Genomic DNA, 21,799 nt, shown 5'->3' with positions numbered 1-21,799 from the left:
GGCTCAGCCGGGGAGCAGCGCCCCGGAGACCAGCAGCGCCGTCGCCTCGGCTGCCGGGACCGGCCGGGAGAACAGGTGGCCCTGGGCGCTGCGGCAGCCCAGGGACAGCAGGCAGGCCCGCTGCGCCTCGGTCTCCACGCCCTCGGCGACGACGTCGAGGCCCGCCGCCTCCGACAGCGGGAGGACCGCCCGCACGATGCCGACGCCGATGCCCTGCCGGCGGTCGCCGGTCGCGTCCCCCAGCCCGGCGACTGCCCCCCTCAGCCGCGGACGGACGCCGGCGGGGCGATCTGGGTCCGGGGCGGCTGAGGGAGCTGGCGGCCTGCGGGAGGTCGGCGGGCAGCCGGGAGGAGTGGGCGGCCGGGTGCGCGGCCAGGGAGGCGTGCGAGAGCGTCGTGCCCGAGTGCGGGCGACCGACCACGGAGACCCGCTACAGGGCACCGGCGTCGTCCAGCACCGAGGCGACCCGACCCCGGTCGAGGACGTCGGCCGCTCGGTGGCCGGACGCGCCGATGCCCCGTGGCCACGAGGGGGCACGGGGCATCGGCGGTGGACCGGTCAGGCGTCGGCGGGCGCGGCGCTGACCGGGGAGGTGGTGGGGGCGCCGGTGAGCACGTGGACGCCGCAGGTGCAGGCGGCGGGGTTGCGGGCCGACAGGACCAGGGAGACCGCGTGCGCCCGGTCGCGGGCACCGAGCTTGCGCAGGATGGCCTTGACGTGGGACTTGACGGTGTCCTCGGAGATGAAGAGGTTCTTGCCGATCACCCGGTTGGACTGGCCCTGGATGAGCTCGTCGAGGACGTCGGACTCGCGGCGGGTCAGCGGCACCTCGAGGGTGAGCTCGCGGGACACCGGCTCGATGTGGCCCTCGCCGCGGCGGATCTGCGGGTCGACCACGGTGCGCCCGGCGCGGGCGGCCAGCACGGCCCAGCCCAGCAGCGTGGGCGATGTGTTCATGAGCAGGTAGCCGCGGACGCCGGCGGCCAGCGCCTCGTTGACCACACCCGGGTCCTCAGAGGTGGCCAGGGCGACGATGGCGATCTGGGGGAAGCGGCGGCGCAGGTCGCGGCAGGCGTTGAGGGTGGCGGCCCGGCCGGTGCCCAGCTCGACGATCACGGCGTCGGGGTGGGCGGTCTCGGCCAGCGTCAGCGCCCGGCGGGGCTCCCCGGGGGTGCCGACCGCCTGGAGACCGGCGGTCTCGTTGACCATGCCGATCAGGCCACGGCGCAGGACCGGAGCGTCGGCGAGGATGAGCACGCGGGTGACGCTGCGGCTGGCGCTGACCAGGGGGGTGGACACTGTGGGACTCCGCTCACGTTCGGTGACTGCTGACAACCAGTAGATCGACCGGGTGAACGGGGTCCTTGAGCACTTTTCTCAGCTGCGGTCCAGGTCAGCTCAGGGTCGCGGGTTGGTGCGGGTCCAGCCACGCTCGTCACGGCGTGCTCCCAGCCCGGCCGCGCACCGGCGGCAGACCGCCTGCACGCCCTCCGCGTGCCGCCCGGACTCCGGCTGCACGTCGGCCCAGCCGACGTGGGGGAACCGGGTCAGCCCGGACCTCGACAGGGACAACCCGCAGACCGTTCCGTTGTGCCCCTGCACCCAGCCGTGCACCTCACCGGCCGGGTAGCGGACGCCGTCCTCGGGGTCGACCCACTGGTCGGCGGCCGCGACCGCCGAGCTGCGCACTGCCATGCGGCGGCCGTACCCGTGACCGGGCCGGCCACGCGCCTCAGCGGCGGTAGCGCGCCGGGCGGCGGACGGTGTCCGGGCGGGCCCAGGCCGTGTCGCCCCAGGTGACGCTGGCGGGGTCCGGCACCGGCAGCGGGTCGCCGTGGGAGGTGACGTCCAGCCGGGCCAGCCGGCCGTCCTCGACGAAGAGCAGGACGCCCCCGGTGGGCCGGCCGTCGGGCCCGTGCACGGTGCCCTCGACCGGCGCGGGGCCGGCGACCCCGGCGTTCGGGGCGGTGCCGGGGACGTGCAGGTCGATCGTGCCGCAGCCGCAGGTGCAGCCCGGTGTCGCGGTCGCGGTGTCCAGCTGGGCGCGGAGGACGTCGGCGCCGGTGAAGTCGTGGGCGAGCAGCGCGTCGAGCAGTGCGCGTTCGGTGCCGGTCAGCGGTCGGGGTGCCCGGTCGGCGGAGGGAGCTGCCATGCCCCCAGTGTCGTCGACGGCCCGGACCGGGCCGTCGACGGGCGGTCAGGGCTGGAGCTCTTCCAGGTCGGCGAGCAGGCCCGGGTGGGTGGGCTGCCAGCCGAGCGCCTCGCGGGTGTGCGCACTGGACGCCGGCTGGTCCATCGCGAAGATCGGGCCGAAGGGGCCGAACTCCTCCACCGGCCGCGCCTCCACCGGCAGCCCCAGCCGCCGGCCGATGACCGTGGCGATGTCGGCCACCGCGTCACCTTCGTCGGCGACGGCGTGCCACGCGGTGCCGGCCGGCGCGGACTCCAGGACGAGTCGGAACAGGACGGCGGCGTCCCGCGCGTGCACGGCCGGCCAGCGCTGGGTCCCGTCGCCCGGGTAGCCGGCCACGCCGGCGGCGCGGGCCATGTCGGTCAGCAGGCCGGCGAACCCGCCGGTGCCGTGGTCGTGGACCGTGCGCGGCATGCGCACGGCGGCGCTGCGCACCCCGTTCGTCGCCAGGGCCAGCAGGGCCGCGACCGACACCGCCCGGCCGGCGACCGGCCCCTCGGTGGGCAGCGGGTCGGCCTCGGTGGAGGCGCGGCCCGGGATCCACGGCGTGCCGGAGACGGCGACGATCGGGCGGTCGCTGCCGACGAGCTCCTCCCCCAGTGCGGCCATGGCGGCGCCCTCCTCGGCGATGCTCGCGGCCACGGCCTCCGGCGTCCCGTAGTCGCGGCCGAAGGCCAGGGTGACGACGCCGTCGGACTGCGCTGCGCCGGCCCGCAGGACGTCGAGGTCGGCCAGCCCGCCGCGCAGGGTGTGGGCGCCGGCGGCCTCGAGGGTCTGCGCGGAGCGCTCGGAACGGGCGAGCCCGAGCACGGTGTGGCCGTGGGCCAGCAGCTCGGTGACGACGGCGGAGCCGATGGTGCCGGTGCCCCCGGTGACGAAGACGCGCATGAGGTGCTCCAGACGAGTGATGGGACTGTTGTCCCGTCAGCGTACACAGTGATGGGACTGCTGTCCCATCGCTAAGCTGGGCCCATGGGCCGATGGGAACCAGGAGCGACCCAGCGGCTCGTCGTCGCGGCCGTCGACCTGTTCACCGAGCAGGGGTACGACGCGACCACGGTCGCGCAGATCGCCGAGCGCGCCGGGGTCACCCGCAGCACGTTCTTCCGACACTTCTCCGACAAGCGGGAGCTGCTGGTCGCCGGCCAGGAGACGCTGAGCCGGCTGCTCGCCGACGGAATCACCGAGGCGCCCGCGTACGCCAGCCCGATGCAGGCGGTGGCCGCCGGACTCGAGCGCGCCTCGAGCGAGATGGGCCCGGCCAACCGAGAGCTGGGCCCCCGCATCCACGCCGCGATCGCCGCCAGCACCGAGCTGCAGGAGCGCGACGCCCTCAAGAGCGTCGGCATGGCCGCCGCGATGACCGATGCCCTGGTGGCCCGGGGCGTGGCCGACCCGACCGCACACCTCGCGGCCGAGCTGGGCGTGCTGGCGTTCAAGCGCGGCTACGCCCAGTGGGCGGCCACCGACCGCGACGACGGCACCGGGCTGGCCCAGCACGCGCTGGCCGCCCTCGAGGAGCTGCGCGCAGCGACCGCCTCGCTGGGCTGACCTGCGCGTCCCGCAGGCCGAGGGACGCTCAGGCGGTCCTGGGCGTGCGGCCGGTGAAGGCCCAGCGCAGCCCGGCGAAGCGGCCCAGCCCCACCAGGCCGGTGACGGTCGTGACCAGCAGCAGCTGGGGCACCGGACCGGTCGACCCGACGGCGGTCTCCGCCCAGGCGAGGACGGCCGCGGTGAGGGCCACCCCGGCCAGGGCCATGCCACCGCCCTGCAGCTGCGCGGCGAGCCGGCTGACGTGCCCCCCGGCGCGGAAGGTGAGCCGGCGGTGCAGCTCGTTGGCCAGCACGGTCGAGGCCAGCGACCCGACGAGGTTCGCCGGCTGCGTGCCGAGGCCCTGCAGGAGCCAGAGGACGAGGCCGTAGAGCACCATCGAGGTGCCGCCGACGGCGACGAAGCGCAGGAACTGCCCGACCCCGTCCTCGCGGCGGAGCAGCCCGACCGCTCCCCCGTCGGCCTCGACCGGCCCGCTGACGACCCGCTGCGGTTCCTCGACGCCCGCTGCGGTTCCTCGACGCGCTGCAGGAGGCAGGTGCTCACGGGGGTCACGGCTCCGGACTCGGGGACCGGCGCGGCCGCTGGTCGTCGTCCTCGAGTCTGGCCGCCGGGGACGCCGGGCGGATCGTGCTGCAGGAGGAGATCGGTGTACTGCGTGAGGAGGACACCGTCAGGCGGGGCGCGCGGCCGACACCCGGTGGTGCCCCCGGCAGGATTCGAACCTGCGGCACACGGTTTAGGAAACCGATGCTCTATCCCCTGAGCTACGGGGGCTCGTCGGGTGCGCGAGCAGCGCTCCCGACCGGGGTGTGCGGGGACGAGGCTAGCGGGCCGCCACGCGGGAGCAGGGAACCTCCCCACGGGTGAACGCGTCGGAGGAGATGCGGGCGACATCGTGTCGCAACGGTTACCTTGTCCAACACGCACATGCCCGGCAACGAGGCCGGAGCCGCGGGAGGTGGGAGCACAGATGGAGATCACGGTGGTCGACGTCCCCGAGCGGGGCCGTTTCGAGATCCGCGACGACGACCGCGTCGTCGGCTTCGCCACTTACCACGTGGACGGCGAGCTGATGACCCTCCCGCACACCGAGGTCGACCCCACGATGGGCGGGCGCGGTCTGGGCACGACGCTGGTCACCGGCGTGCTCACCTCCGCGCGCGAGCGGCACCTGCACGTGCTCCCGTACTGCTCGTTCATCCGCAAGTACCTGCTCGACCACCCCGGCGACCTCGACCTGGTCACCGAGGCGGACCGCCCCACCTTCGGCCTGGTCACCGCCGACAGCTGATCTGCGGTGTGCAACCTGGTTGCCTAGGCTCACCCCCGTGCCCACCGCTGTCCTCTGGTTCCGCCGCGACCTCCGGCTGACCGACCACCCGGCGCTGCTGGCCGCGATCGAGGCGGCCGGTCCTGACGGCAGCGTGCTGCCGGTGTTCGTCTTCGACCACCGGCTCTACGGCCCCGCGGGCGACCCCCGGCGCGCCTTCCTGCTCGACTGCCTGGCCGACCTGCGCGAGCAGACCGGCGGGGCGCTGGTGTTCCGCAACGGCGACCCCGCGCAGGTGCTCCCCCGGCTGGTCGAGGAGCTGGGTGCGGGGTCGGTGCACGTCACCGCCGACGCCGGCCCCTACGGCCGGCAGCGTGACGCGGCGGTCGAGCAGGCGCTGGGTGACGTCCCGTTCGTGCGCACCGGCTCGCCGTACCTGGTCGCACCCGGCCGGGTCGTCAAGCGCGACGGCACCCCGTTCCAGGTGTTCACGCCGTTCTCCCGGGCCTGGCGCGAGCACGGCTGGCACGCCCCCGCACCGCGCCCCGACGACGTCCCGTGGGCGACCGGGGTGCGCACCGACGACCCGCCGCCGCGGCCCGAGCTGGACGGCGTCCTGCTGCCCCCCGCCGGGGAGGCGGCCGGGCTGGAGGCGTGGGCGCACTTCCGGGACGAGCGGCTGCTCGGGTACGCCGAGGGCCGCAACACCCCGGGCACCAACGGCACCAGCCGGCTGTCGGCCTACCTGAAGTACGGCTGCGTGCACCCGCGCACGCTGGTCGCCGACCTGGACGCGCACGACGACGGTGGTGAGTCCGTCCGCCGCTACACCGACGAGCTGGCCTGGCGGGACTTCTACGCCGACGTCCTCTGGCACCGCCCCGACTCCGCCCACGCCTACCTCAAGCCCGAGCTGCAGTCGATGGCCTACGACTCCGGCCCGCACGCCGACGAGCTGCTCGAGGCCTGGCGCACCGGCCGCACCGGCTTCCCGATCATCGACGCCGGCATGCGGCAGATGCTCGGCGAGGCCTACGTGCACAACCGGGTGCGGATGATCGTCGCGTCGTTCCTGGTCAAGGACCTGCACCAGGAGTGGACCGTGGGCGCCAAGGTCTTCATGGAGCACCTGGTCGACGGCGACCTGGCCAGCAACCAGCACGGCTGGCAGTGGGTGGCCGGCAGCGGCACCGACGCCTCGCCCTACTACCGGGTGTTCAACCCGGTCACCCAGGGCAAGAAGTTCGACCCCGACGGCACCTACGTCAAGCAGTGGGTGCCCGAGCTGCGCGACCTGGACCCGGAGTACGTGCACGAGCCCTGGACTGCGCCCGGCGGCGTCCCGGCCGGCTACCCCGAGCCGATCGTCGACCACGCGCACGAGCGGCTGGTCTCCTTGGACCGCTACAACGCCGTCCGTGCCCGCTGAACCGGTGTCGGCTCTCTCACCCGCTCCGTCCTGGCAGGGCCGCGGCAGCGCGGGAAAGCTGGACGGGGTGATCGAGAGTGCCTGAGGGCCACACCCTGTTCCGGCTGGCCCGCGAGCAGCAGGCCGCCTTCGCCGGCCGCGAGGTGCACGTCACGAGCCCGCAGGGCCGCTTCACCGGGCAGGCGGAGATGCTCGACGGCCGCGTGCTCGACGACGTCACCTCGTGGGGCAAGCACCTGTTCGCCTCGTTCGGCCCGGACGTCGTCCACGTCCACCTCGGCCTGTACGGCAAGTTCACCTCCGGCACCGGGCTGCCGCCCGAGCCCCGGGGCGCGCTGCGGATGCGCTGGGAGGGGCCGGGTGAGGACGGCGAGGGGGTCTGGACCGACCTGCGCGGCGCCACCGCCTGCGACCTGATCACCGACGGCGAGGTGCAGCTGATCCTCGACCGGCTGGGCCCGGACCCGCTGCGGCGGAAGTCCGACCCGGCCAAGGCGTTCGCCCGGATCAGCCGCAGCAAGGTGTCGATCGGCGCGCTGCTGATGGACCAGGCCGTGCTCGCCGGGGTCGGCAACGTCTACCGGGCCGAGATCCTCTACCGGCAGCGGATCAGCCCGTTCCGCCCCGGCAAGGACGTCGACGCCGACGCGTGGGCGCGGCTGTGGGCCGACCTCGTGGTGCTGATGAAGGCCGGGGTCAAGGCGGGCCGGATCGTCACCACCGAGCGCGAGGACCGGGAGCGCCGCCGCGGCCCGGCCCTGCGCGAGGACGCGCACTACGTCTACCGCCGCCAGGGCCTGCCCTGCCGGATCTGCGGCACCGAGGTGCGCACCGAGGTCATGGTCGGCCGCAACCTCTTCTGGTGCCCCACCTGCCAGGCCGTCTGACCTGCCACACCCTCGTGGAGTCCCAGCGCTCGGTTCCTGCTGCGCTGGAACTCCATCAGCTCACAGCTGACCCTTGGCCGGGTCGCCGGTGGGCAGCAGGTCGAGGATGCGCACGGCGGGCGGGCCGGCCAGGTCGTCGTTCGCCGCCGCCATCATGGTCAAGAAGGGCTCGCCCTGCTCGCGGGCCAGCCGAGCCTCCTCGCTCTCCCAGCGCTCGAGGAAGACGAAGCCCTCCTCGTCCTCCTGGATCGCGTGACGCTCGCAGCCGGCCTCGGCGTGCACCTTCGGGACGGCGGTCAGGAACACCTCGCGGAGGGCGTCCCGGCGTCCGGGGTCGGGGGTGAAGCTGGCGACGATGATGTGCGACACGAACGCTCCTGGGGATCTGGGCCGCCGGACGGCGGCCACCTCTGGCGCCTGCCCCCGGTGAGGACGACGATGCCGGACGTGGCCGATCCCGCACGACCCCTGCGGGTGGCGGTGGTCGGCGCCGGCCCGGCCGGCATCTACGCCGCCGACGCGCTGGCCTCCCAGGACGACGTCCCGGTGGCCGTCGACCTGGTCGACCGGCTGCCCACGCCCTTCGGCCTCGTCCGCTACGGCATCGCCCCGGACCACCTGAAGATGCGGGCGCTGCGCGAGACGCTGCACCACGTGCTCGACCACGAGCGGGTGCGCTTCGTCGGCAACGTCGAGATCGGCGCGGACCTGTCCGTCGACGAGCTGCGCGGCCACGTGGACGCCGTCGTCTACACCTACGGCGCCGCCGGTGACCGCACGCTCGGCATCCCCGGTGAGGACCTGCCCGGCAGCCTCGCCGCCACCGACCTCGTCGCCTGGTACACCGGCCACCCCGATGCCGACGTCGCGCGGGTCGAGCACCTGCTGGCCAGTGCGCGGGACGTCGTGGTGGTCGGGGTCGGCAACGTGGCGCTGGACGTCGCCCGGGTGCTGGCCCGCTCCCCCGCCGAGCTGCACCCCACCGACATGCCGCAGCACGTGCTCGACGGGCTGGCCGCCGCACCCGTCGAGCGGATCACCGTGCTCGGCCGCCGCGGCCCGGCGCAGGCCACCTTCACCACCCAGGAGCTGCGCGAGCTCGGGCACCTGGCTGCGGCCACCGTGCTCGTCGACCCAGCAGACCTCACCGACCCCGGCGACGGCGCACTCGCCGCCGAGGACCGCCACGTGGCCCGCAACCTCGCTGCGCTGGCCGACTACGCCGGGCACGAGCCGGCGCCCGGCACGGTGAGCGTGCGGCTGCGGTTCCACGCCCGCCCGGTGCGGCTGCTGGGCACCGACCGGGTCACCGGGGTCGAGGTCGAGCGGACGACGGTCGACGCCGACGGCCGGGCGGTCGGCACCGGTGAGCTCGACGTCGTCCCGGCCGACCTGGTGGTGCGCTCGGTCGGCTACCGCGGGCACCCGCTGCCCGGGCTGCCGCTGGAGGGCGGCACGGTGCCGCACCAGGCGGGCCGGGTCCTGCGGGACGGGGTGCCCAGCCGTGGCGAGTACGTGGCGGGCTGGATCAAGCGCGGGCCGACCGGGGTCGTGGGCACCAACAAGCACGACGCCCGGGAGACGGTGGCCTCGCTGCTGGCCGACGCCGCCGCCGGCACGCTGGCCCCGCGCGGGGACGACGACTGGATCGGCGCCCTGCGCGCCCGGGGCGGGCACCCGGTGCTGCTGTCGGACTGGCGGGCCATCGACGCCGCCGAGATCGCCCTCGGGGCCACCCGCGGCCGGCCCCGGACGACGATCCACGACCGGTCCGAGCTGCTCGCCGCCGTCCGCGCGGCCGCCGCGGCCACGGAGGGCTGAGGCACCGCTGCCGGGGCGGGGGCCGTCCGGCGCCGGAGCCGTCAGCCGCGCGGCGCCGCGTGCGGCAGACTCGACGGCGTGACCGGCACAGCACAGACCTCCCCGGCGACCACGATGATCTCCTTCGCACGCGGCGCCCCCTCCACCGACATCGTCGACGTCGAGGGCCTCAAGCAGGCCGCCGTCGCCGCCTTCGACAACGACCCCGCCGGCGTCACCGGCTACGGCACGGCGGTCGGCTACGTGCCGCTGCGGAAGTGGATCGCCGACAAGCACGGCGTCCCGGTCGACCACGTGCTGGTCACCAACGGCTCGATGCAGGCCGACGCCTTCCTCTTCGACGAGCTGGCCACCTCCGGCGCGGCCGTGATCACCGAGCGGCCCACCTACGACCGCACCCTGCTCGGGCTGCGGAGCCGGGGCGCCGACGTGCACCTGGTGACGCTGGAGGAGGACGGCATCGCCGTGGAGGAGGTTGCGGCCCTGCTGGACGGCGGCCTGGAGCCGACGATGGCCCACGTCATCCCGAACTTCCAGAACCCGGCGGGCTACACGCTGTCGCTGGCCAAGCGGCACCGGCTGCTCGAGCTGGCCCGCGAGCACGACTTCGTGCTGTTCGAGGACGACCCCTACGTCGACATCCGGTTCAGCGGTGAGCCGCTGCCCCGCATGCTGGAGCTCGACGGCGGGCCGATGAGCGAGCACGTCGTCTACGCGTCCTCGTTCTCCAAGACCGTCTGCCCCGGCGTGCGCGTGGGCTACCTGGTCGGGCCGCCGGCGATCATCGAGCGGATCCGGGTGCGGGCCACCAACACCTACATCGCACCGAACATGGTCGCCCAGGCGATGGTCTACGAGTTCATGCGCGGCGACCGGTTCCCGGCTGCGCTGGAGACGGTGAAGACGGCGCTGGCCGAGCGGGTCGGGCTCCTGGACACCGCGCTGCGCACGCACCTGCCGCAGGCGACCTTCCGCCGTCCCGAGGGCGGCTACTTCCTGTGGGTCTCGCTGCCCGAGGACGAGGGCCACGACGTCGCCCGCATCACCGCCGAGGCCGCCGCCCGTGGGGTGGCGATCGTGCCGGGGACGGACTTCCTGCTCGAGGGCGGCGAGAACTCGTTCCGGCTGGCCTACTCGGCCGTGCAGCCCTCCGACGTCGACGAGGGCGTCCGCCGCCTCGCCGCCGCCATCGAGGCCGCCCGCCGCTGACCGGCCCTGATGGAGTCCCAGCGGTGCGTCTTCCGCGCGCTGGGACTCCATCAGCCGTGCGTCAGCCGGAGTTGCGCAGGGCGGTGGCGACGCCGTTGATGGTCAGCTGGATGCAGCGGCGCACCAGCTCGTCGTCGTCCCCGGCGCGGCGGCGGCGCAGCATCTCCACCTGCAGGTGGTGCAGCGGCTCCAGGTAGGGGAACCGGTTGCGGATCGACCGGCGCAGCGACGGGTTGTCAGCCAGCAGCTGGTCGTCGCCGGTGACCGCCAGGAGCATGCGCACGCTGCGCTCGTGCTCGGCGGTGATCTGGCCGAACACCAGGTCGCGCAGCTCGGCGTCGGGCACCAGCGAGGCGTAGCGGGCGGCCAGGTCCAGGTCGGTCTTGGCCAGCACCATGCCCATGTTCGACAGCACCGTGCGGAAGAACGGCCACCGCTTGTGCAGGTCCTGCAGCCGGGCGAGACGCTCGGGGTCGCCGTCGACCCACGACTCCAGGGCCGACCCGGTGCCGTACCAGCCGGGCAGCATGATCCGGGCCTGCGACCAGCTGAACACCCACGGGATGGCGCGCAGGTCGGAGATGTTGTCCCCGGCCTTGCGCGACGGCGGGCGGCTGCCGATGTTCAGCTCCGCCAGCTCCCGGATCGGGGTCGCCGCGCGGAACCACTCGACGAAGCCCGGCGTCTCGTGCACCAGCGCGCGGTAGGCGCCCTGCGCGCGGGCGGCCAGGTCGTCGAAGAGGGCGTAGACGTCCTCGGCGTCGGAGCCCAGGCCCTCGATGTCCAGCAGCGTCGACTCCAGGGTCGCCGCCACCAGCGCCTCGAGGTTGCGGCGGGCGCGGTCCGGCGAGGCGTACTTGGCCGCGATGACCTCACCCTGCTCGGTGATCCGCAACGAGCCGGCCACCGAGCCCGGCGGCTGCGCCCGGATCGCCTCGTAGCTGGGGCCGCCGCCACGGCCGACGGTGCCGCCGCGGCCGTGGAAGAGCCGCAGCCGGATGCCGTTGGCCCGGGCGACCTCCACCAGCGCCAGCTCAGCCCGGTACAGCGCCCACTGGGCGGCGAGGTAGCCGCCGTCCTTGTTGCTGTCGGAGTAGCCGAGCATGACCTCCTGGGCGTCGCCCCGGTTGGCCACCAGCGCCCGGTACAGCGGCGAGGCCAGCATCGCGGTGAGGATCGCGCCGGAGGCCTGCAGGTCACCGATCGTCTCGAACAGCGGCGAGATGCCGACGCTGGAGTGCGGCCGCCCCTCGGCGTCCAGCTCCAGCAGGCCCACCTCCTTGAGCAGGACGGCGACCTCGAGGACGTCGCTGACCGACTCGCACATGCTGATGACGTAGTTGGGGATGGTGCGCGGGCCGATCAGCCGGACCTGCTCGGCGGCGGCGATCACCAGGTCCAGCTCGCCGCGGGCCAGCTCGGACAGCTCGGCGTCGGCGCGGACCAGCGGGCGGCGCAGCTGCAGCTCGGCGGTCAGCAGCGCGACCCGGGCGTCCTCGTCCAGGGCGGCGTAGTCCTCGCACACCCCGGCCCAGGCCAGCAGCTCGGCCAGCACCTCCTCGTGCACCGAGGAGTTCTGCCGCATGTCCAGGCCGCACAGGTGGAAGCCGAACACCTCCACCGCGTCGCGGAGCCGGGCGAGCCGGTCATCGGCCAGCGCGCCGGCGCCGTGGCTGCGCAGCGAGGCGTCCACGGTCGCGAGGTCGGCGAGCAGGTCCTCGGGCAGGGCGTAGGGCGGCAGGACGACGTCCGGCTCGGCACCGGGCACGGAGCCGAGCACCCGCAGCGCGGTGGCGGCGAGCCGGTCGTGGATGCCGCGGATCGCCCGGCGGTAGGGCTCGTCGGCGCGGAACGGGGAGCCGTCCTGGGCGACCTCGGCCAGCGCGTAGAGCGCGTCGGTCGGGACCACCAGCCGGTCGCTCATCGACAGCTCGCTGCCCAGGGCGTCCAGCTCGGACAGGTGGTGGCGCAGCGCCGTCTCGGCCTGGCTGGTGGTCGCGCGGCGGACGGCGTCAGCGGTGACGAACGGGTTGCCGTCGCGGTCACCGCCGATCCACGAGCCCGGCTGCAGCATCGGGGTGGGCAGCAGGTCGGCGTCGGGCCAGCGCTGGCGCAGGGCCTGGCGCAGCTCGGTGTTCAGCGCCGGCATGACCTCGAACAGCGACAGCTCGTAGTAGCGCAGCGCCTCCTCGATCTCGTCGGCCAGCCGCAGCCGGCTCAGCCGCAGCAGCGCCGTCTGCCAGAGGGTGAGCACCTCGCGCCACAGGTGGGCGGCCCAGGCACCCTCGTCGATGCCGTCGGGGCCGGCGTTGTCGCGCTGCCGGATCAGCTCGCTGACCTGCGTCTGCACCGCGGTGATGGTGCGCCGGCGGGTCTCCGTGGGGTGCGCGGTGACCACCGGGACGACGAGCGCGCCGGCCAGCTCGGCGGCCACGGTCTCACCGTCCAGTCCGGCGGCGTCCAACAGCTCGAAGGAGGCCGCCAGGCTGCCCTTCTGCGGCGGGGAGCCCTCGCGGCGGTGGTGTCGGCGGCGCCGCTCGTGGTGCACGTCCTCGGCGATGTTGGCCAGCAGCGAGAAGTGGCTGAAGGCGCGGATGACGTGGTTGGCCGACCGCGGGTCCAGCGCCGCGAGCCGCTCGGCCAACTCCGACCGGTCGACCTCGGAGCGGCGGATGCGAAAGGCCTCGACCCGGGTCTGCTCGACCAGGTCCAGGACGTCGGCACCGGCCTGCTCGCCGATCACCTCGCCGAGCACCCGGCCGAGCAGGCGGATGTCGGCGCGCAACGGGTCGTCGGTGCGCTCATCGGGCTCGGCTCCGCCCGGGGTGCGGAGGTCGGCGACGTCGACGGTGGCTTCTGACACATGCGCAGTATCGGGGGTGCGTGTGACGGGTCGGTTGCCTGGGGACCATGGGCGCGTGATCCGACTGACAGCGACCCCGGCCAGCGCCGCCCCCGCCGAGCACGGGGAGGGGCCGATCTGGGACGCCGCCCGGTCCGAGCTGGTGTGGGTGGACATCACCCAGGGGCAGGTCCGCCGCGGCCGCGTCGAGGGCGACGACGTCGTCGACCTGGCGTCCCACCGCGGCGGCGACACCGTCGGGTTCGCCGTCCCCGCGGCCGCCGGCGGGTGGCTGCTGGGCGCCGGCGCGGGGATCAGCCGGCTCACCGAGGACGGCGGGGCGCACGTGCTGATCGAGCTGACCGGCGAGGGCGGCTCGGAGGAGGCCGGCGGCACCCGGATGAACGACGGTGCCTGCGACCGGGCGGGACGCTTCTTCGGCGGCACGATGGCCTTCGACGAGCGGACCGGCGGCGGCACCCTCTACCGCCTCGACCTCGACGGCACCGTGCGCACGGTGCTCGACGGGCTCACCGTCTCCAACGGCATCGGCTGGTCGCCGGACGACCGCACGATGTACCTGTCCGACTCCGGCGCGAAGGCGGTCTGGGCGATGGACTACGACCTGGAGTCCGGCGTCCCCGGTGAGCGCCGCGTCCTGCTGGACTTCTCCGACGACCCGGACGGCGTGGCCGACGGCCTCACCGTGGACGACGAGGGCTGCCTCTGGACGGCGCTGTGGGGCGGGGCGCAGGTGCGGCGGTACTCCCCCACCGGCGAGCTGCTGACCGTGGTCGACGTCGACGCGCAGAACACCACCAGCTGCGCGTTCAGCGGCGACCTGCTGGTGATCAGCACCTCGGTGCACGGCCTGGACGAGGAGGCGAAGGCCGCCCAGCCCGACGCCGGGAAGCTGTTCACCGTGCGCACCGGCGTCACCGGCCCCGGCGCCCACCCGTACCGCGGCACGCTCGAGTCGCTGTCCCAGCTCTGACCTCCGCGGTGCACGCCGTCCGGTCGCAGTGCACGCGCTGCAGCACGTGCGATGCGACCGAGGAGCGTGCGATCAAGGGCCGTCGTCGCGGAGGGCCGTCAGGTTGGCGGCGGCCTTGGCGTCCCCGTTGAGCTCGCCCAGCATGAACTCCTCGGCCGCGCCCACGACGTCGCCGCGATCGCGCAGCAGGACGCCCAAGTTGTTGTGGCAGAAGGCGTCTCCAGCCGCGATGCCCAGGCGATAGGCCTGCTCGGCGGCGTCGTCGTCCTCCAGGTCGTCGCGGAGCAGGTTGCCCAGCGGCAACATCGACGCGGACTCCCCGAGCTGGACGCCGTGCTCCAGCACCGTCCTCGCCTCGTCCAGACGGCCGCTCTGACGCAACAGGGCACCCAGGTCGGCGCGGGCGTCCGGGTAGTGATCGGCGCCAGCTCGCAACGCGGGCTCGAGGGCCGGGTCACGAGTGGCGTCCCACCGCCAGCACGCGAGCACCGCTGCGGCCAGTTCGCTGCCCGCCCTGGTGCCGGCCGTCAGCGCCTCGGTTGCGCGACCGCCATCGCCGAGCAGGCGCCACAACCACGCTTGGTGCACCCACCCCTCGACGTCACCAGCGGCGGCCGCCTCTTCGTAGGCCCGCTGTGCACCGGCGAGGTCGCCGATCTGCTCAAGGGCCACCCCTTGATGCAACCAGCCCGCCGATTCCCCCGCCGCGACTGCGCGCTCGAAGGCCAGCGCCGCGTCCCGCCACCGCTCCTGCGCTGCCAGCGACCATGCGAGCTCGAAGAGCGCGGCCCCATCGCCGTCGCGCGCAGCCCGACGGAAGCACTGCTCGGCGTCGCGGTCCCGGTCCGCCTCGTGCAACGCACGCCCCAGGTCGAGGAGCGCGTCGACGTCGTCCGAGCCGTCCAGCGCGGCGAGCCGCCGGTCAAGGTCGTCGTCCACCGGCCCATGGTGCCGGAGCGGGCAACCGGGTTCCATCGCTCCGACGTCTGGGCTCACCGTGGTTGCTCCTGGCTCACCGTGTGCCGTGAGCCAGGAGCACTCACGATCAGGTCACCTGATCCCGGCCGCGGTCAGCTCTCCGCGCGCAGGGCGTCACGGAGCTTGACCTTGCCGCCGGTGCGCAGCAGCGCGCCGGCGTAGATGCGGCCGCCGATCCGCACGATCACCGCGATCGAGACCAGCATGATCAGAACGGCCACCGCGACCTCCCACAGCGCGGCCTCGCCGGCGGACTGGCGCACGGCCATGACCATCGGCGAGAGCCCGGGGACGAAGGACGTGACCCGGGCCAGGGTGCTGGTCGGGTCCTGGGCGGCCTGCAGCGCGATGACCAGCCCGACGACGGGCAGCAGGGTGGCCGGGGTGAGCACGCTGCCCAGGTCCTCCTGCCGGCTCACCAGCGACGCGGCGGCGGCGAAGATCGAGGCGTAGAACGCATAGCCGAGGACGAACCAGGCCACCACGGTCAGCACGGTGCCGATCAGCCGCCCGGGCAGCTCGACCACGTCGAAGGCCAGCGCGCCGGCCACCCCGATCACCGCGATGACCAGCATCTGCGCCAGGCCGAGCAGCCCCAGCCCGATGATCTTCCCGGACAGCAGCTGCCAGGGCTTCATGGTCGCCAGCAGCAGCTCGACGACCCGGCTGGACTTCTCCTCGACCACGCCCTGGGCGACGAACTGACCGAACAGCAGCAGCAGGCTGTAGAGCACCACCACGCCGACCAGCGCCACGATCGCCGCCTCGAGGTCGGCGTCGGCGTCGGGGTCCAACGGCACGACCTCGACCTCCGGCGGCGCCTCCAGCTGCACCCCGGCGTCGGACAGCTGCCGGTCCAGCGCCAGCCCCTGCACCGCGCCCTGCACCAGCGTCTCGACCTGGCCACCGCCGCTCTCCACGAGCAGCTCGGGCTGGACGCCGGACGGGCTGAGCAGGGCGCCCTCGACGTCGCCGTCCTCGACCGCGGTGCGGGCGGCCGCCTCGTCGCCGTAGTCCACGACCTCGACCTCGGTGCCCAACGCCTGGCCCTGGGTCCGCAGCGCCTCGCCGACCGCGGCGTCCCCGCCGACGACGCCGACCCGGGTCGTGTCGGTGCCGCTGTTGATGGCCACCTGGAAGACCAGCATGCCCAGGATGAGCACGATCAGGACGGCGGAGCCGATCAGGAACCCCTTGTCCCGGATGCGCGTGGAGATCTCCCGTCCGGCGACCAGCCGGACCATCCGGGCCGGGCTGTTGGGCGTCACGTCGGAGTGCGCGGGGGCGGGGGCGCTCACGCCGCCACCACCGGGGTGGCCGTGACGGCGTCGCGGAACAGCTCGACGAGCGTCGGCTCGCGCCAGGCGAAGTGGGCCACCCGGCCGGTGGCCAGCGCGGCGGCGAGCACCTGCTGGTCGTCGGCGCCCGGGGCCAGCTCGAGCACGGTGTCACCGCGCTGCTCGGACACGACCCGCACCCCGGGCAGGGCGGAGGCCCAGTGGTCGGGGGCGTCGGGGGCGACGACCCGCAGCTGCCGGCCGACGGCGCCCGAGCGCAGCTCGTCGACGCTGCCGCTGGCCACGATCGAGCCGCGGGCCAGGATGCCGACGGCGTCGCAGAGCCGCTCGACGAGGTCGAGCTGGTGGCTGGAGAAGACGACCGGCACGCCACGGCGGCACTGCGCGAGCAGCGCCTCGGCCAGGGAGTCCACGCCGACCGGGTCCAGCCCGGAGAACGGCTCGTCGAGGATCAGCACGTCGGGCTCGCTGACCAGGGCGGCGGCGAGCTGCACGCGCTGCTGGTTGCCCAGCGACAGCTTCTCCACCTTGTCGTTCCGGCGTTCCCCGAGCCCGAGCCGCTCGGCCCAGTGCTCGGCGGCGCGGGCAGCGGGGGCGGCGTCCATGCCGTGCAGGCGTGCGAAGTAGGTGAGCTGCTCGCCGACCTTCATCTTCGGGTAGAGCCCGCGCTCCTCCGGCATGTAGCCGATCCGCCGGCGGACGGCGTCGTCGACCGGACGGCCGGTCCAGCGCACCTCGCCGGCGTCGGCCCGGGCCAGGCCCATGGCGATCCGCATCGTGGTCGTCTTCCCGGCGCCGTTGGAACCGCAGAAGCCGAACATCTGCCCGGGCGCGACGGAGAAGGACACCCCCTTGAGCACCTGGTTGCTGCCGTAGGCCTTGACCAGGCCGTCGATCTCGAGCACTGCGCCTCCGCTTCGTCGACGTGCGGATCCTGCTCCGACGACCTGAGACTGTCGCATCACTTTCCAACTCGTCAAGTGACAATGACTCTCCGCGCGTGGCGTTCCACGCTGCGGACCGGCACGACGTCCTGTGTCATCGACCCATGAGCACCGAGAACCACCCGGCCCAACCGCCCACCGGGGTCGGTCTGGCCGGCCTCCGCGAGGCCGCCGCCGGCTGCCGCGCCTGCGAGCTGTGGGAGCCGGCGACCCAGACCGTGTTCGGCGAGGGCCCGGAGACCGCCCGGATCGTCTTCGTCGGCGAGCAGCCCGGCGACCAGGAGGACCGGGCCGGCGAGCCCTTCGTCGGCCCGGCCGGCAAGCTGCTGGACCGCGCCCTGGGCGACGCGAAGATCGACCGCCGGGACGCCTACATCACCAACTCGGTCAAGCACTTCCGCTTCACGCCCACGCCGAAGCGGCGGATCCACCAGTCCCCGGGCGCGGAGCACATCCGCGCCTGCAAGCCGTGGCTGGAGGCGGAGTTCTCCGTGCTGCAGCCGGAGATCGTCGTCTGCCTCGGCGCGGTCGCCGCCAAGGCGCTGATCTCACCGTCGTTCAAGATCACCAAGGAGCGCGGCCAGCTCCTGCCGTGGACGCCGCCGGGCCGCCAGCTCACCCTGCTCACCGAGCCCGATGCCGACGGCGACGAGCCGGAGGAGGAGGTCCCGGCGCAGACCTGGATGCTCGCGACCGCGCACCCCTCGGCCATCCTGCGGACGCCGGACGACGCCCGCGCCGCCGCCTACGACGCCCTCGTGGCCGACCTCATGGTCGTCGCCGGCGCCCTCGCCTGACGCCTCGGGGCGGACGCGGCCGCGTCCGCCCCGGGTGTGCTCGTCCGTCGTGCGCTGGATGCTGCCTCCGGGTCGCCGAGACGACCTCCGGCGCACACCGCCGCGCCTCCCCGTCCCACGCGGAGCCGTCGCCGGCGAGGCCGACGCAGGGGCGGACGTGGCCACTTCCGCCCCTCGGTGGTCAGCGCTCGGGCTCGGGGAGCCGCGTGCCGGGGACCAGGGTGCTGCCGGCCTCGACCTCGGTCTCGCGGCCGACCAGGGTGATGTCGCCGTCCCCGCCCACGGTCGCGCCCTCCCCGATCACCACGTTGTCGTCGAGCACGGCGCGGGTCACCGTCGCCCCGGCCCGCACCCGGACGCCGGGCAGCAGCACGGAGTCGGTGACGCTGGCCCCGGCCTCCACGACCACGCCGGGCGAGAGCACCGAGCCCCGGACGTTGCCGGAGACGCGGGTCCCGCCGGAGAGCAGGCTGTTCTCGATCTGCCCGTCGTCCAGCACCCTGGCGGCGCTGTGCCGGCCACCGCGGGTGTGCACCGGCCAGCCCGCCTCGTCCAGGTCGATCGGCGGCTCGGCGGACAGGAAGTCCTGGTTGGCCTGCCAGTAGGACTCGATCGTGCCCAGGTCGCGCCAGTAGCCGTCGAACCGGTGGGCGCGGGCCTTGCCGTCGCGGGTCTGCGCGGGCAGCAGGTGGTTGCCGAGGTCCTCGAGCCCGTCCTCGCCGGCGTCCCGGGCGAGCTGCTCCAGCCGGTCTAGCGTGGGTCCGGGGCTGAAGACGAAGACCTCGTTGGTGGCGGTGGTCGTCGCCGGCTCGTCGGGCTTGTAGACGTAGTCGGTGACCCGCTCGCCGTCGACCTGCACGATCCCGTAGCGGCTGGCGTCGTCCGGGTCGACCTCGGTGGTCACCATCGTGACCTCGGCGTCGGAGGCCAGGTGGCCCTCGACGACCTCGCGGTAGTCGAGCTTGTAGACGGCGTCGGAGCTGACGACCACCAGCGCGTCGGGGGCGAACTGGCGGATCAGCTCCGCCTGGCGCCACAGCCCGTCCGCGGTGCCCGTCGTGAACCCGCCGCGGTCGCTGCCGGACTGGAACGGCGGCAGCATCATCAGCCCGCCGGTGGTGCGGTCGAGGTCCCACGGGCGGCCGTTGGCCAGGTGCTCGTTCACCGACTGCGGCTGGTACTGCACCGACACCCACACGTCGGCGATGCCGGAGTGCTCGCAGTTGGACAGCGGGAAGTCGATGAGCCGGTAGACACCGGCGAAGGGCACCGCGGGCTTGGCCCGGGTCTCGGTGAGCAGCTGCATGCGACTGCCCTTCCCACCGGCGAGCACGAGCACGAGGATCTTCGGGAGGGCCATGACGCTCCGCTACCCGCACGCCACTGGTGCAAGCACCAACGGCTCCCGCCGGCGACTGTGCTCTCAGCGGGGTCCCGAGGCGTTCGAGGTCCCCCTGGGCGCACGGTCGGCGCCCAGCGGGGTCAGTCGGCCATCCTCCGGCGGGCGGCCTCGGCGAGCTCGTCGGCCTGCGAGGCGCGGAACAGCCAGAACGACGGGACGGCGACCGCGACGACTGCCATCGCCACCACGATGACGATGCCGCCGGACCACATCGCCGCGCTGACGCCGACGCTGCTGGCCAGCACCCCGGCGCGCAGGTCGCCCAACCTCGGGCCGCCGGCGACGACCACGATGAACACGCCCTGCATCCGGCCGCGCATCTCGTCCGGTGCCGCGGTCTGCAGCATCGAGGAGCGCAGCACGGCACTGACCATGTCCCCCGCACCGGCCACCGCCAGGCACAGCACCGACAGCCACAGCGCCGAGGACAGCCCGAACCCGATGATCGCCACGCCCCACACCGCGATCGCGGCCAGCACCACCGCACCCTGCCGGTCGACCCGGCTGACCCAACCCGAGGTCAGGCCCATCAGCAGCGAGCCGATCGAGACCCCGGCGAACAGCCAGCCCAGGCTGTTGGCGTTGCCGGCGTAGGTGGTCTGGGACAGCTCCGGGAACACCGCCTGCGGCCAGGCGAACAGCATCGCGATGACGTCCACGACGAAGGTCATCAGCAGCACCGGCTGGGTGCGCAGGAAGGAGAACCCCTCCCCCACCCCGCGGACGGCGGCGCCCAGTCGCAGCGGCCCGGAGACCCCGGCCGGCGGCAGCGACGGCAGACCGCGCAGCAGCAGGACGGCGAGCACGAAGCCGATCGCGTCGACGGTGTAGAGGATCGACAGGTCACCGAGGCCGATGAGCAGCCCGGCCAGCAGGGGTCCGACGATGACGCCCGCCGAGCGGACGGTCATCGACAGGGCGTTGGCGGCCGCGACGTCGTCCGGCCCGACGATCGCCGGGATCACCGCACTGCGGGCCGGCTGGTTCACCGCGGCGAACGCCGACACGGCGGCGGCCAGCAGCCACAGGACGCTGATGTGGCCGTCCCCGGGCAGCAGCGCCTGCACGGCGAGCAGCGCACTGGTCACCGCCGCGCCCACCGACGTGATGATCATGAGCCGACGCCGGTCCATCGCGTCGGCGATCGCGCCGCCGAGCAGGCCGAACACCACCAGCGGCACCAGCGCGACCACCGACGTCAGCCCGACCATCAGCGAGGAGCCGGTCAGCTCGTAGACCTGGTACGGGACGGCGACCAGCGTCATCTGCTGGCCGAGCATGGTGACCGCGACCCCACCGAACACCCGGCGGAAGGCGCGGTTGCGCAGCGGCGTGGTGTCCAGCGCCCAGCTGCGGCGGCGCACCGGCGGCGGCTCCTGGACCGGCCCGCCGGGCTCCACCGGGTCGACCGGGCTCAGCCGAGGGCCGTGTTCGCCGCCATGGCCCTCGGAGGCGTCCGGGGCAGCGGGGTCCTTCACGGGGCGAGGCGCTGCACGAACCAGCCGCCGCCCTCCTCGTCGTCCCGCACGAACACCAGCCGGTCGTGCAGGCGGTCGTGCCCGCCCTGCCAGAACTCGACCTTGTCCGGCAGCACCCGGTAGCCGCCCCAGTTCGCCGGCCGCGGCAGCTGCCCGGGCGGGGTCTGGGCGTCGAGCTCGTGGAACCGCTGCACCAGCTCGTCGCGGGACTCCACGACCGTCGACTGCAGCGAGGCCGCGGCGGCCAGCTGCGCACCCCGGGGCCGGGGGTCCCACAGCGCGTCGGAGGCGGTGTCGCCCACCCGCTCGACGGTGCCGGTCACCCGGACCGACCGCTGCAGGTCGTGCCAGGGGAACACCAGCGCCGCGCGCGGGTTCACCGCCAGCTGGGCGCCCTTGGCCGAGGCGTAGTTGCCCACGAAGAGGAAGCCGGCCTCGTCGTAGCCCTTCATCAGCACGACCCGCGCGTCGGGCACCCCGTCGGCGTCCGCGGTGGCCACGACCATGGCGTTGGGCTCGGTCAGCTCGGCGGCCACGGCGTCGGCGAACCAGCGGTCGAACTGCTCGACCCAGGTGGGCGCCAGGCCGGCCTCGGTGAAGCTGCCGTCGTCGTAGTCCCTGCGCATGCGGATCAGGTCGGGCACCACTCCATGCTGTCACCGTTGCCTCGCGCACCGCCGGGTGACCGGCTGCCCGACTGCTCAC

General features: G+C 74.2%; 22 protein-coding genes and 1 tRNA gene. 8 read left to right on the top strand and 15 right to left on the bottom strand.

Translation table 11 applies throughout. From position 1 onward, the window contains the following. Positions 1–3: 3 nt before the first annotated feature. The 5 genes from GCU67_RS23125 to GCU67_RS11535 form a co-directional block, all read right to left on the bottom strand. Entirely contained in the window at positions 4–441 is a 438-nt protein-coding gene (locus GCU67_RS23125; RefSeq protein WP_476738951.1) for an EAL domain-containing protein, read from the bottom strand. A gap of 117 nt (positions 442–558) precedes the next feature. Then, on the bottom strand, positions 559–1,299 hold the full coding sequence (locus GCU67_RS11550; RefSeq protein WP_163611363.1) for a LuxR C-terminal-related transcriptional regulator: 741 nt from the start codon (positions 1,297–1,299) through the stop codon (positions 559–561). 99 nt (positions 1,300–1,398) lie between these two features. Next, on the bottom strand, positions 1,399–1,695 hold the full coding sequence (locus GCU67_RS11545) for a hypothetical protein (RefSeq protein WP_163611362.1): 297 nt from the start codon (positions 1,693–1,695) through the stop codon (positions 1,399–1,401). Positions 1,696–1,732: 37 nt separating this feature from the next. After that, a complete protein-coding gene (locus tag GCU67_RS11540) occupies positions 1,733–2,152 on the bottom strand; it encodes a hypothetical protein (protein ID WP_163611361.1) in 420 nt (139 codons plus the stop codon). Between the two features lie 45 nt (positions 2,153–2,197). After that, positions 2,198–3,079, bottom strand: coding sequence for an SDR family oxidoreductase (locus GCU67_RS11535; protein WP_163611360.1), 882 nt, complete (start codon positions 3,077–3,079; stop codon positions 2,198–2,200). An 84-nt stretch (positions 3,080–3,163) separates the two neighbouring features. Here GCU67_RS11535 and GCU67_RS11530 point away from each other — a divergent pair, with 84 nt between their 5' ends. Continuing rightward, complete coding sequence (locus GCU67_RS11530; RefSeq protein ID WP_163611359.1) at positions 3,164–3,742, top strand: TetR/AcrR family transcriptional regulator; 579 nt, start codon at positions 3,164–3,166, stop codon at positions 3,740–3,742. Positions 3,743–3,770: 28 nt separating this feature from the next. Here GCU67_RS11530 and GCU67_RS11525 read toward each other — a convergent pair whose 3' ends face one another. Both GCU67_RS11525 and GCU67_RS11520 read right to left on the bottom strand, forming a co-directional pair. Continuing rightward, positions 3,771–4,151: a GtrA family protein gene (locus tag GCU67_RS11525; RefSeq protein ID WP_276508512.1), complete on the bottom strand. Its 381-nt coding sequence runs from the start codon at positions 4,149–4,151 to the stop codon at positions 3,771–3,773. Between the two features lie 292 nt (positions 4,152–4,443). Continuing rightward, positions 4,444–4,519: transfer RNA gene (locus GCU67_RS11520), tRNA-Arg, on the bottom strand. A 196-nt stretch (positions 4,520–4,715) separates the two neighbouring features. Here GCU67_RS11520 and GCU67_RS11515 point away from each other — a divergent pair. The 3 genes from GCU67_RS11515 (at position 4,716) to GCU67_RS11505 (ending at position 7,331) form a co-directional block, all read left to right on the top strand. Continuing rightward, the gene (locus GCU67_RS11515; protein ID WP_163611357.1) at positions 4,716–5,036 is read left to right on the top strand and encodes a GNAT family N-acetyltransferase; all 321 of its coding nucleotides are present in this window, start codon (positions 4,716–4,718) and stop codon (positions 5,034–5,036) included. Between the two features lie 37 nt (positions 5,037–5,073). Then, positions 5,074–6,444, top strand: a complete 1,371-nt coding sequence (locus tag GCU67_RS11510; protein WP_163611356.1) for an FAD-binding domain-containing protein — start codon at positions 5,074–5,076, stop codon at positions 6,442–6,444. 77 nt (positions 6,445–6,521) lie between these two features. Continuing rightward, entirely contained in the window at positions 6,522–7,331 is an 810-nt protein-coding gene (locus GCU67_RS11505; protein ID WP_163611355.1) for an Fpg/Nei family DNA glycosylase, read from the top strand. A 60-nt stretch (positions 7,332–7,391) separates the two neighbouring features. Here GCU67_RS11505 and GCU67_RS22440 read toward each other — a convergent pair whose 3' ends face one another. Further along, complete coding sequence (locus GCU67_RS22440; RefSeq protein ID WP_163611354.1) at positions 7,392–7,700, bottom strand: antibiotic biosynthesis monooxygenase; 309 nt, start codon at positions 7,698–7,700, stop codon at positions 7,392–7,394. A 69-nt stretch (positions 7,701–7,769) separates the two neighbouring features. On the opposite strand from GCU67_RS22440, the gene GCU67_RS11495 reads away from it, so the two are divergent. After that, positions 7,770–9,152: an FAD-dependent oxidoreductase gene (locus tag GCU67_RS11495; RefSeq protein ID WP_163611353.1), complete on the top strand. Its 1,383-nt coding sequence runs from the start codon at positions 7,770–7,772 to the stop codon at positions 9,150–9,152. Between the two features lie 78 nt (positions 9,153–9,230). Beyond that, complete coding sequence (locus tag GCU67_RS11490) at positions 9,231–10,361, top strand: aminotransferase class I/II-fold pyridoxal phosphate-dependent enzyme (protein ID WP_163611352.1); 1,131 nt, start codon at positions 9,231–9,233, stop codon at positions 10,359–10,361. Between the two features lie 61 nt (positions 10,362–10,422). Here GCU67_RS11490 and ppc read toward each other — a convergent pair whose 3' ends face one another. After that, a complete protein-coding gene (gene ppc, locus GCU67_RS11485) occupies positions 10,423–13,224 on the bottom strand; it encodes a phosphoenolpyruvate carboxylase (protein ID WP_163611351.1) in 2,802 nt (933 codons plus the stop codon). Between the two features lie 55 nt (positions 13,225–13,279). On the opposite strand from ppc, the gene GCU67_RS11480 reads away from it, so the two are divergent. Beyond that, the gene (locus tag GCU67_RS11480; protein WP_163611350.1) at positions 13,280–14,197 is read left to right on the top strand and encodes an SMP-30/gluconolactonase/LRE family protein; all 918 of its coding nucleotides are present in this window, start codon (positions 13,280–13,282) and stop codon (positions 14,195–14,197) included. Between the two features lie 72 nt (positions 14,198–14,269). Here GCU67_RS11480 and GCU67_RS11475 read toward each other — a convergent pair whose 3' ends face one another. The 3 genes from GCU67_RS11475 to GCU67_RS11465 form a co-directional block, all read right to left on the bottom strand. Further along, the gene (locus tag GCU67_RS11475) at positions 14,270–15,136 is read right to left on the bottom strand and encodes a tetratricopeptide repeat protein (RefSeq protein WP_163611349.1); all 867 of its coding nucleotides are present in this window, start codon (positions 15,134–15,136) and stop codon (positions 14,270–14,272) included. Between the two features lie 131 nt (positions 15,137–15,267). After that, positions 15,268–16,473, bottom strand: coding sequence for an ABC transporter permease (locus GCU67_RS11470; protein ID WP_338104947.1), 1,206 nt, complete (start codon positions 16,471–16,473; stop codon positions 15,268–15,270). Beyond that, positions 16,470–17,378 carry an ABC transporter ATP-binding protein gene (locus GCU67_RS11465; protein WP_338104946.1) on the bottom strand — a complete coding sequence of 303 codons (909 nt, stop codon included), beginning with the start codon at positions 17,376–17,378 and terminating at the stop codon, positions 16,470–16,472. Before GCU67_RS11465 ends, GCU67_RS11470 begins: the two co-directional genes overlap by 4 nt. A 143-nt stretch (positions 17,379–17,521) precedes the next feature. On the opposite strand from GCU67_RS11465, the gene GCU67_RS11460 reads away from it, so the two are divergent. After that, positions 17,522–18,214, top strand: coding sequence for a UdgX family uracil-DNA binding protein (locus tag GCU67_RS11460; protein ID WP_163611348.1), 693 nt, complete (start codon positions 17,522–17,524; stop codon positions 18,212–18,214). A gap of 181 nt (positions 18,215–18,395) precedes the next feature. Here the strand turns inward: GCU67_RS11460 and GCU67_RS11455 are convergent, their stop codons facing one another. The 3 genes from GCU67_RS11455 to pdxH form a co-directional block, all read right to left on the bottom strand. Further along, positions 18,396–19,574: a glucose-1-phosphate adenylyltransferase family protein gene (locus tag GCU67_RS11455; protein WP_163611347.1), complete on the bottom strand. Its 1,179-nt coding sequence runs from the start codon at positions 19,572–19,574 to the stop codon at positions 18,396–18,398. 122 nt (positions 19,575–19,696) lie between these two features. Beyond that, the gene (locus tag GCU67_RS11450) at positions 19,697–20,980 is read right to left on the bottom strand and encodes an MFS transporter (protein WP_338104945.1); all 1,284 of its coding nucleotides are present in this window, start codon (positions 20,978–20,980) and stop codon (positions 19,697–19,699) included. Positions 20,981–21,090: 110 nt separating this feature from the next. Further along, a complete protein-coding gene (gene pdxH, locus GCU67_RS11445) occupies positions 21,091–21,738 on the bottom strand; it encodes a pyridoxamine 5'-phosphate oxidase (protein WP_163611345.1) in 648 nt (215 codons plus the stop codon). Positions 21,739–21,799 lie beyond the last annotated feature (61 nt).

Origin of the sequence: Modestobacter muralis, from assembly GCF_010682105.1 — a bacterium.
GTDB classification, from domain to species: Bacteria; Actinomycetota; Actinomycetes; order Mycobacteriales; family Geodermatophilaceae; genus Modestobacter; species Modestobacter muralis.
This window is presented reverse-complemented; position numbering and strand designations above follow the sequence as displayed.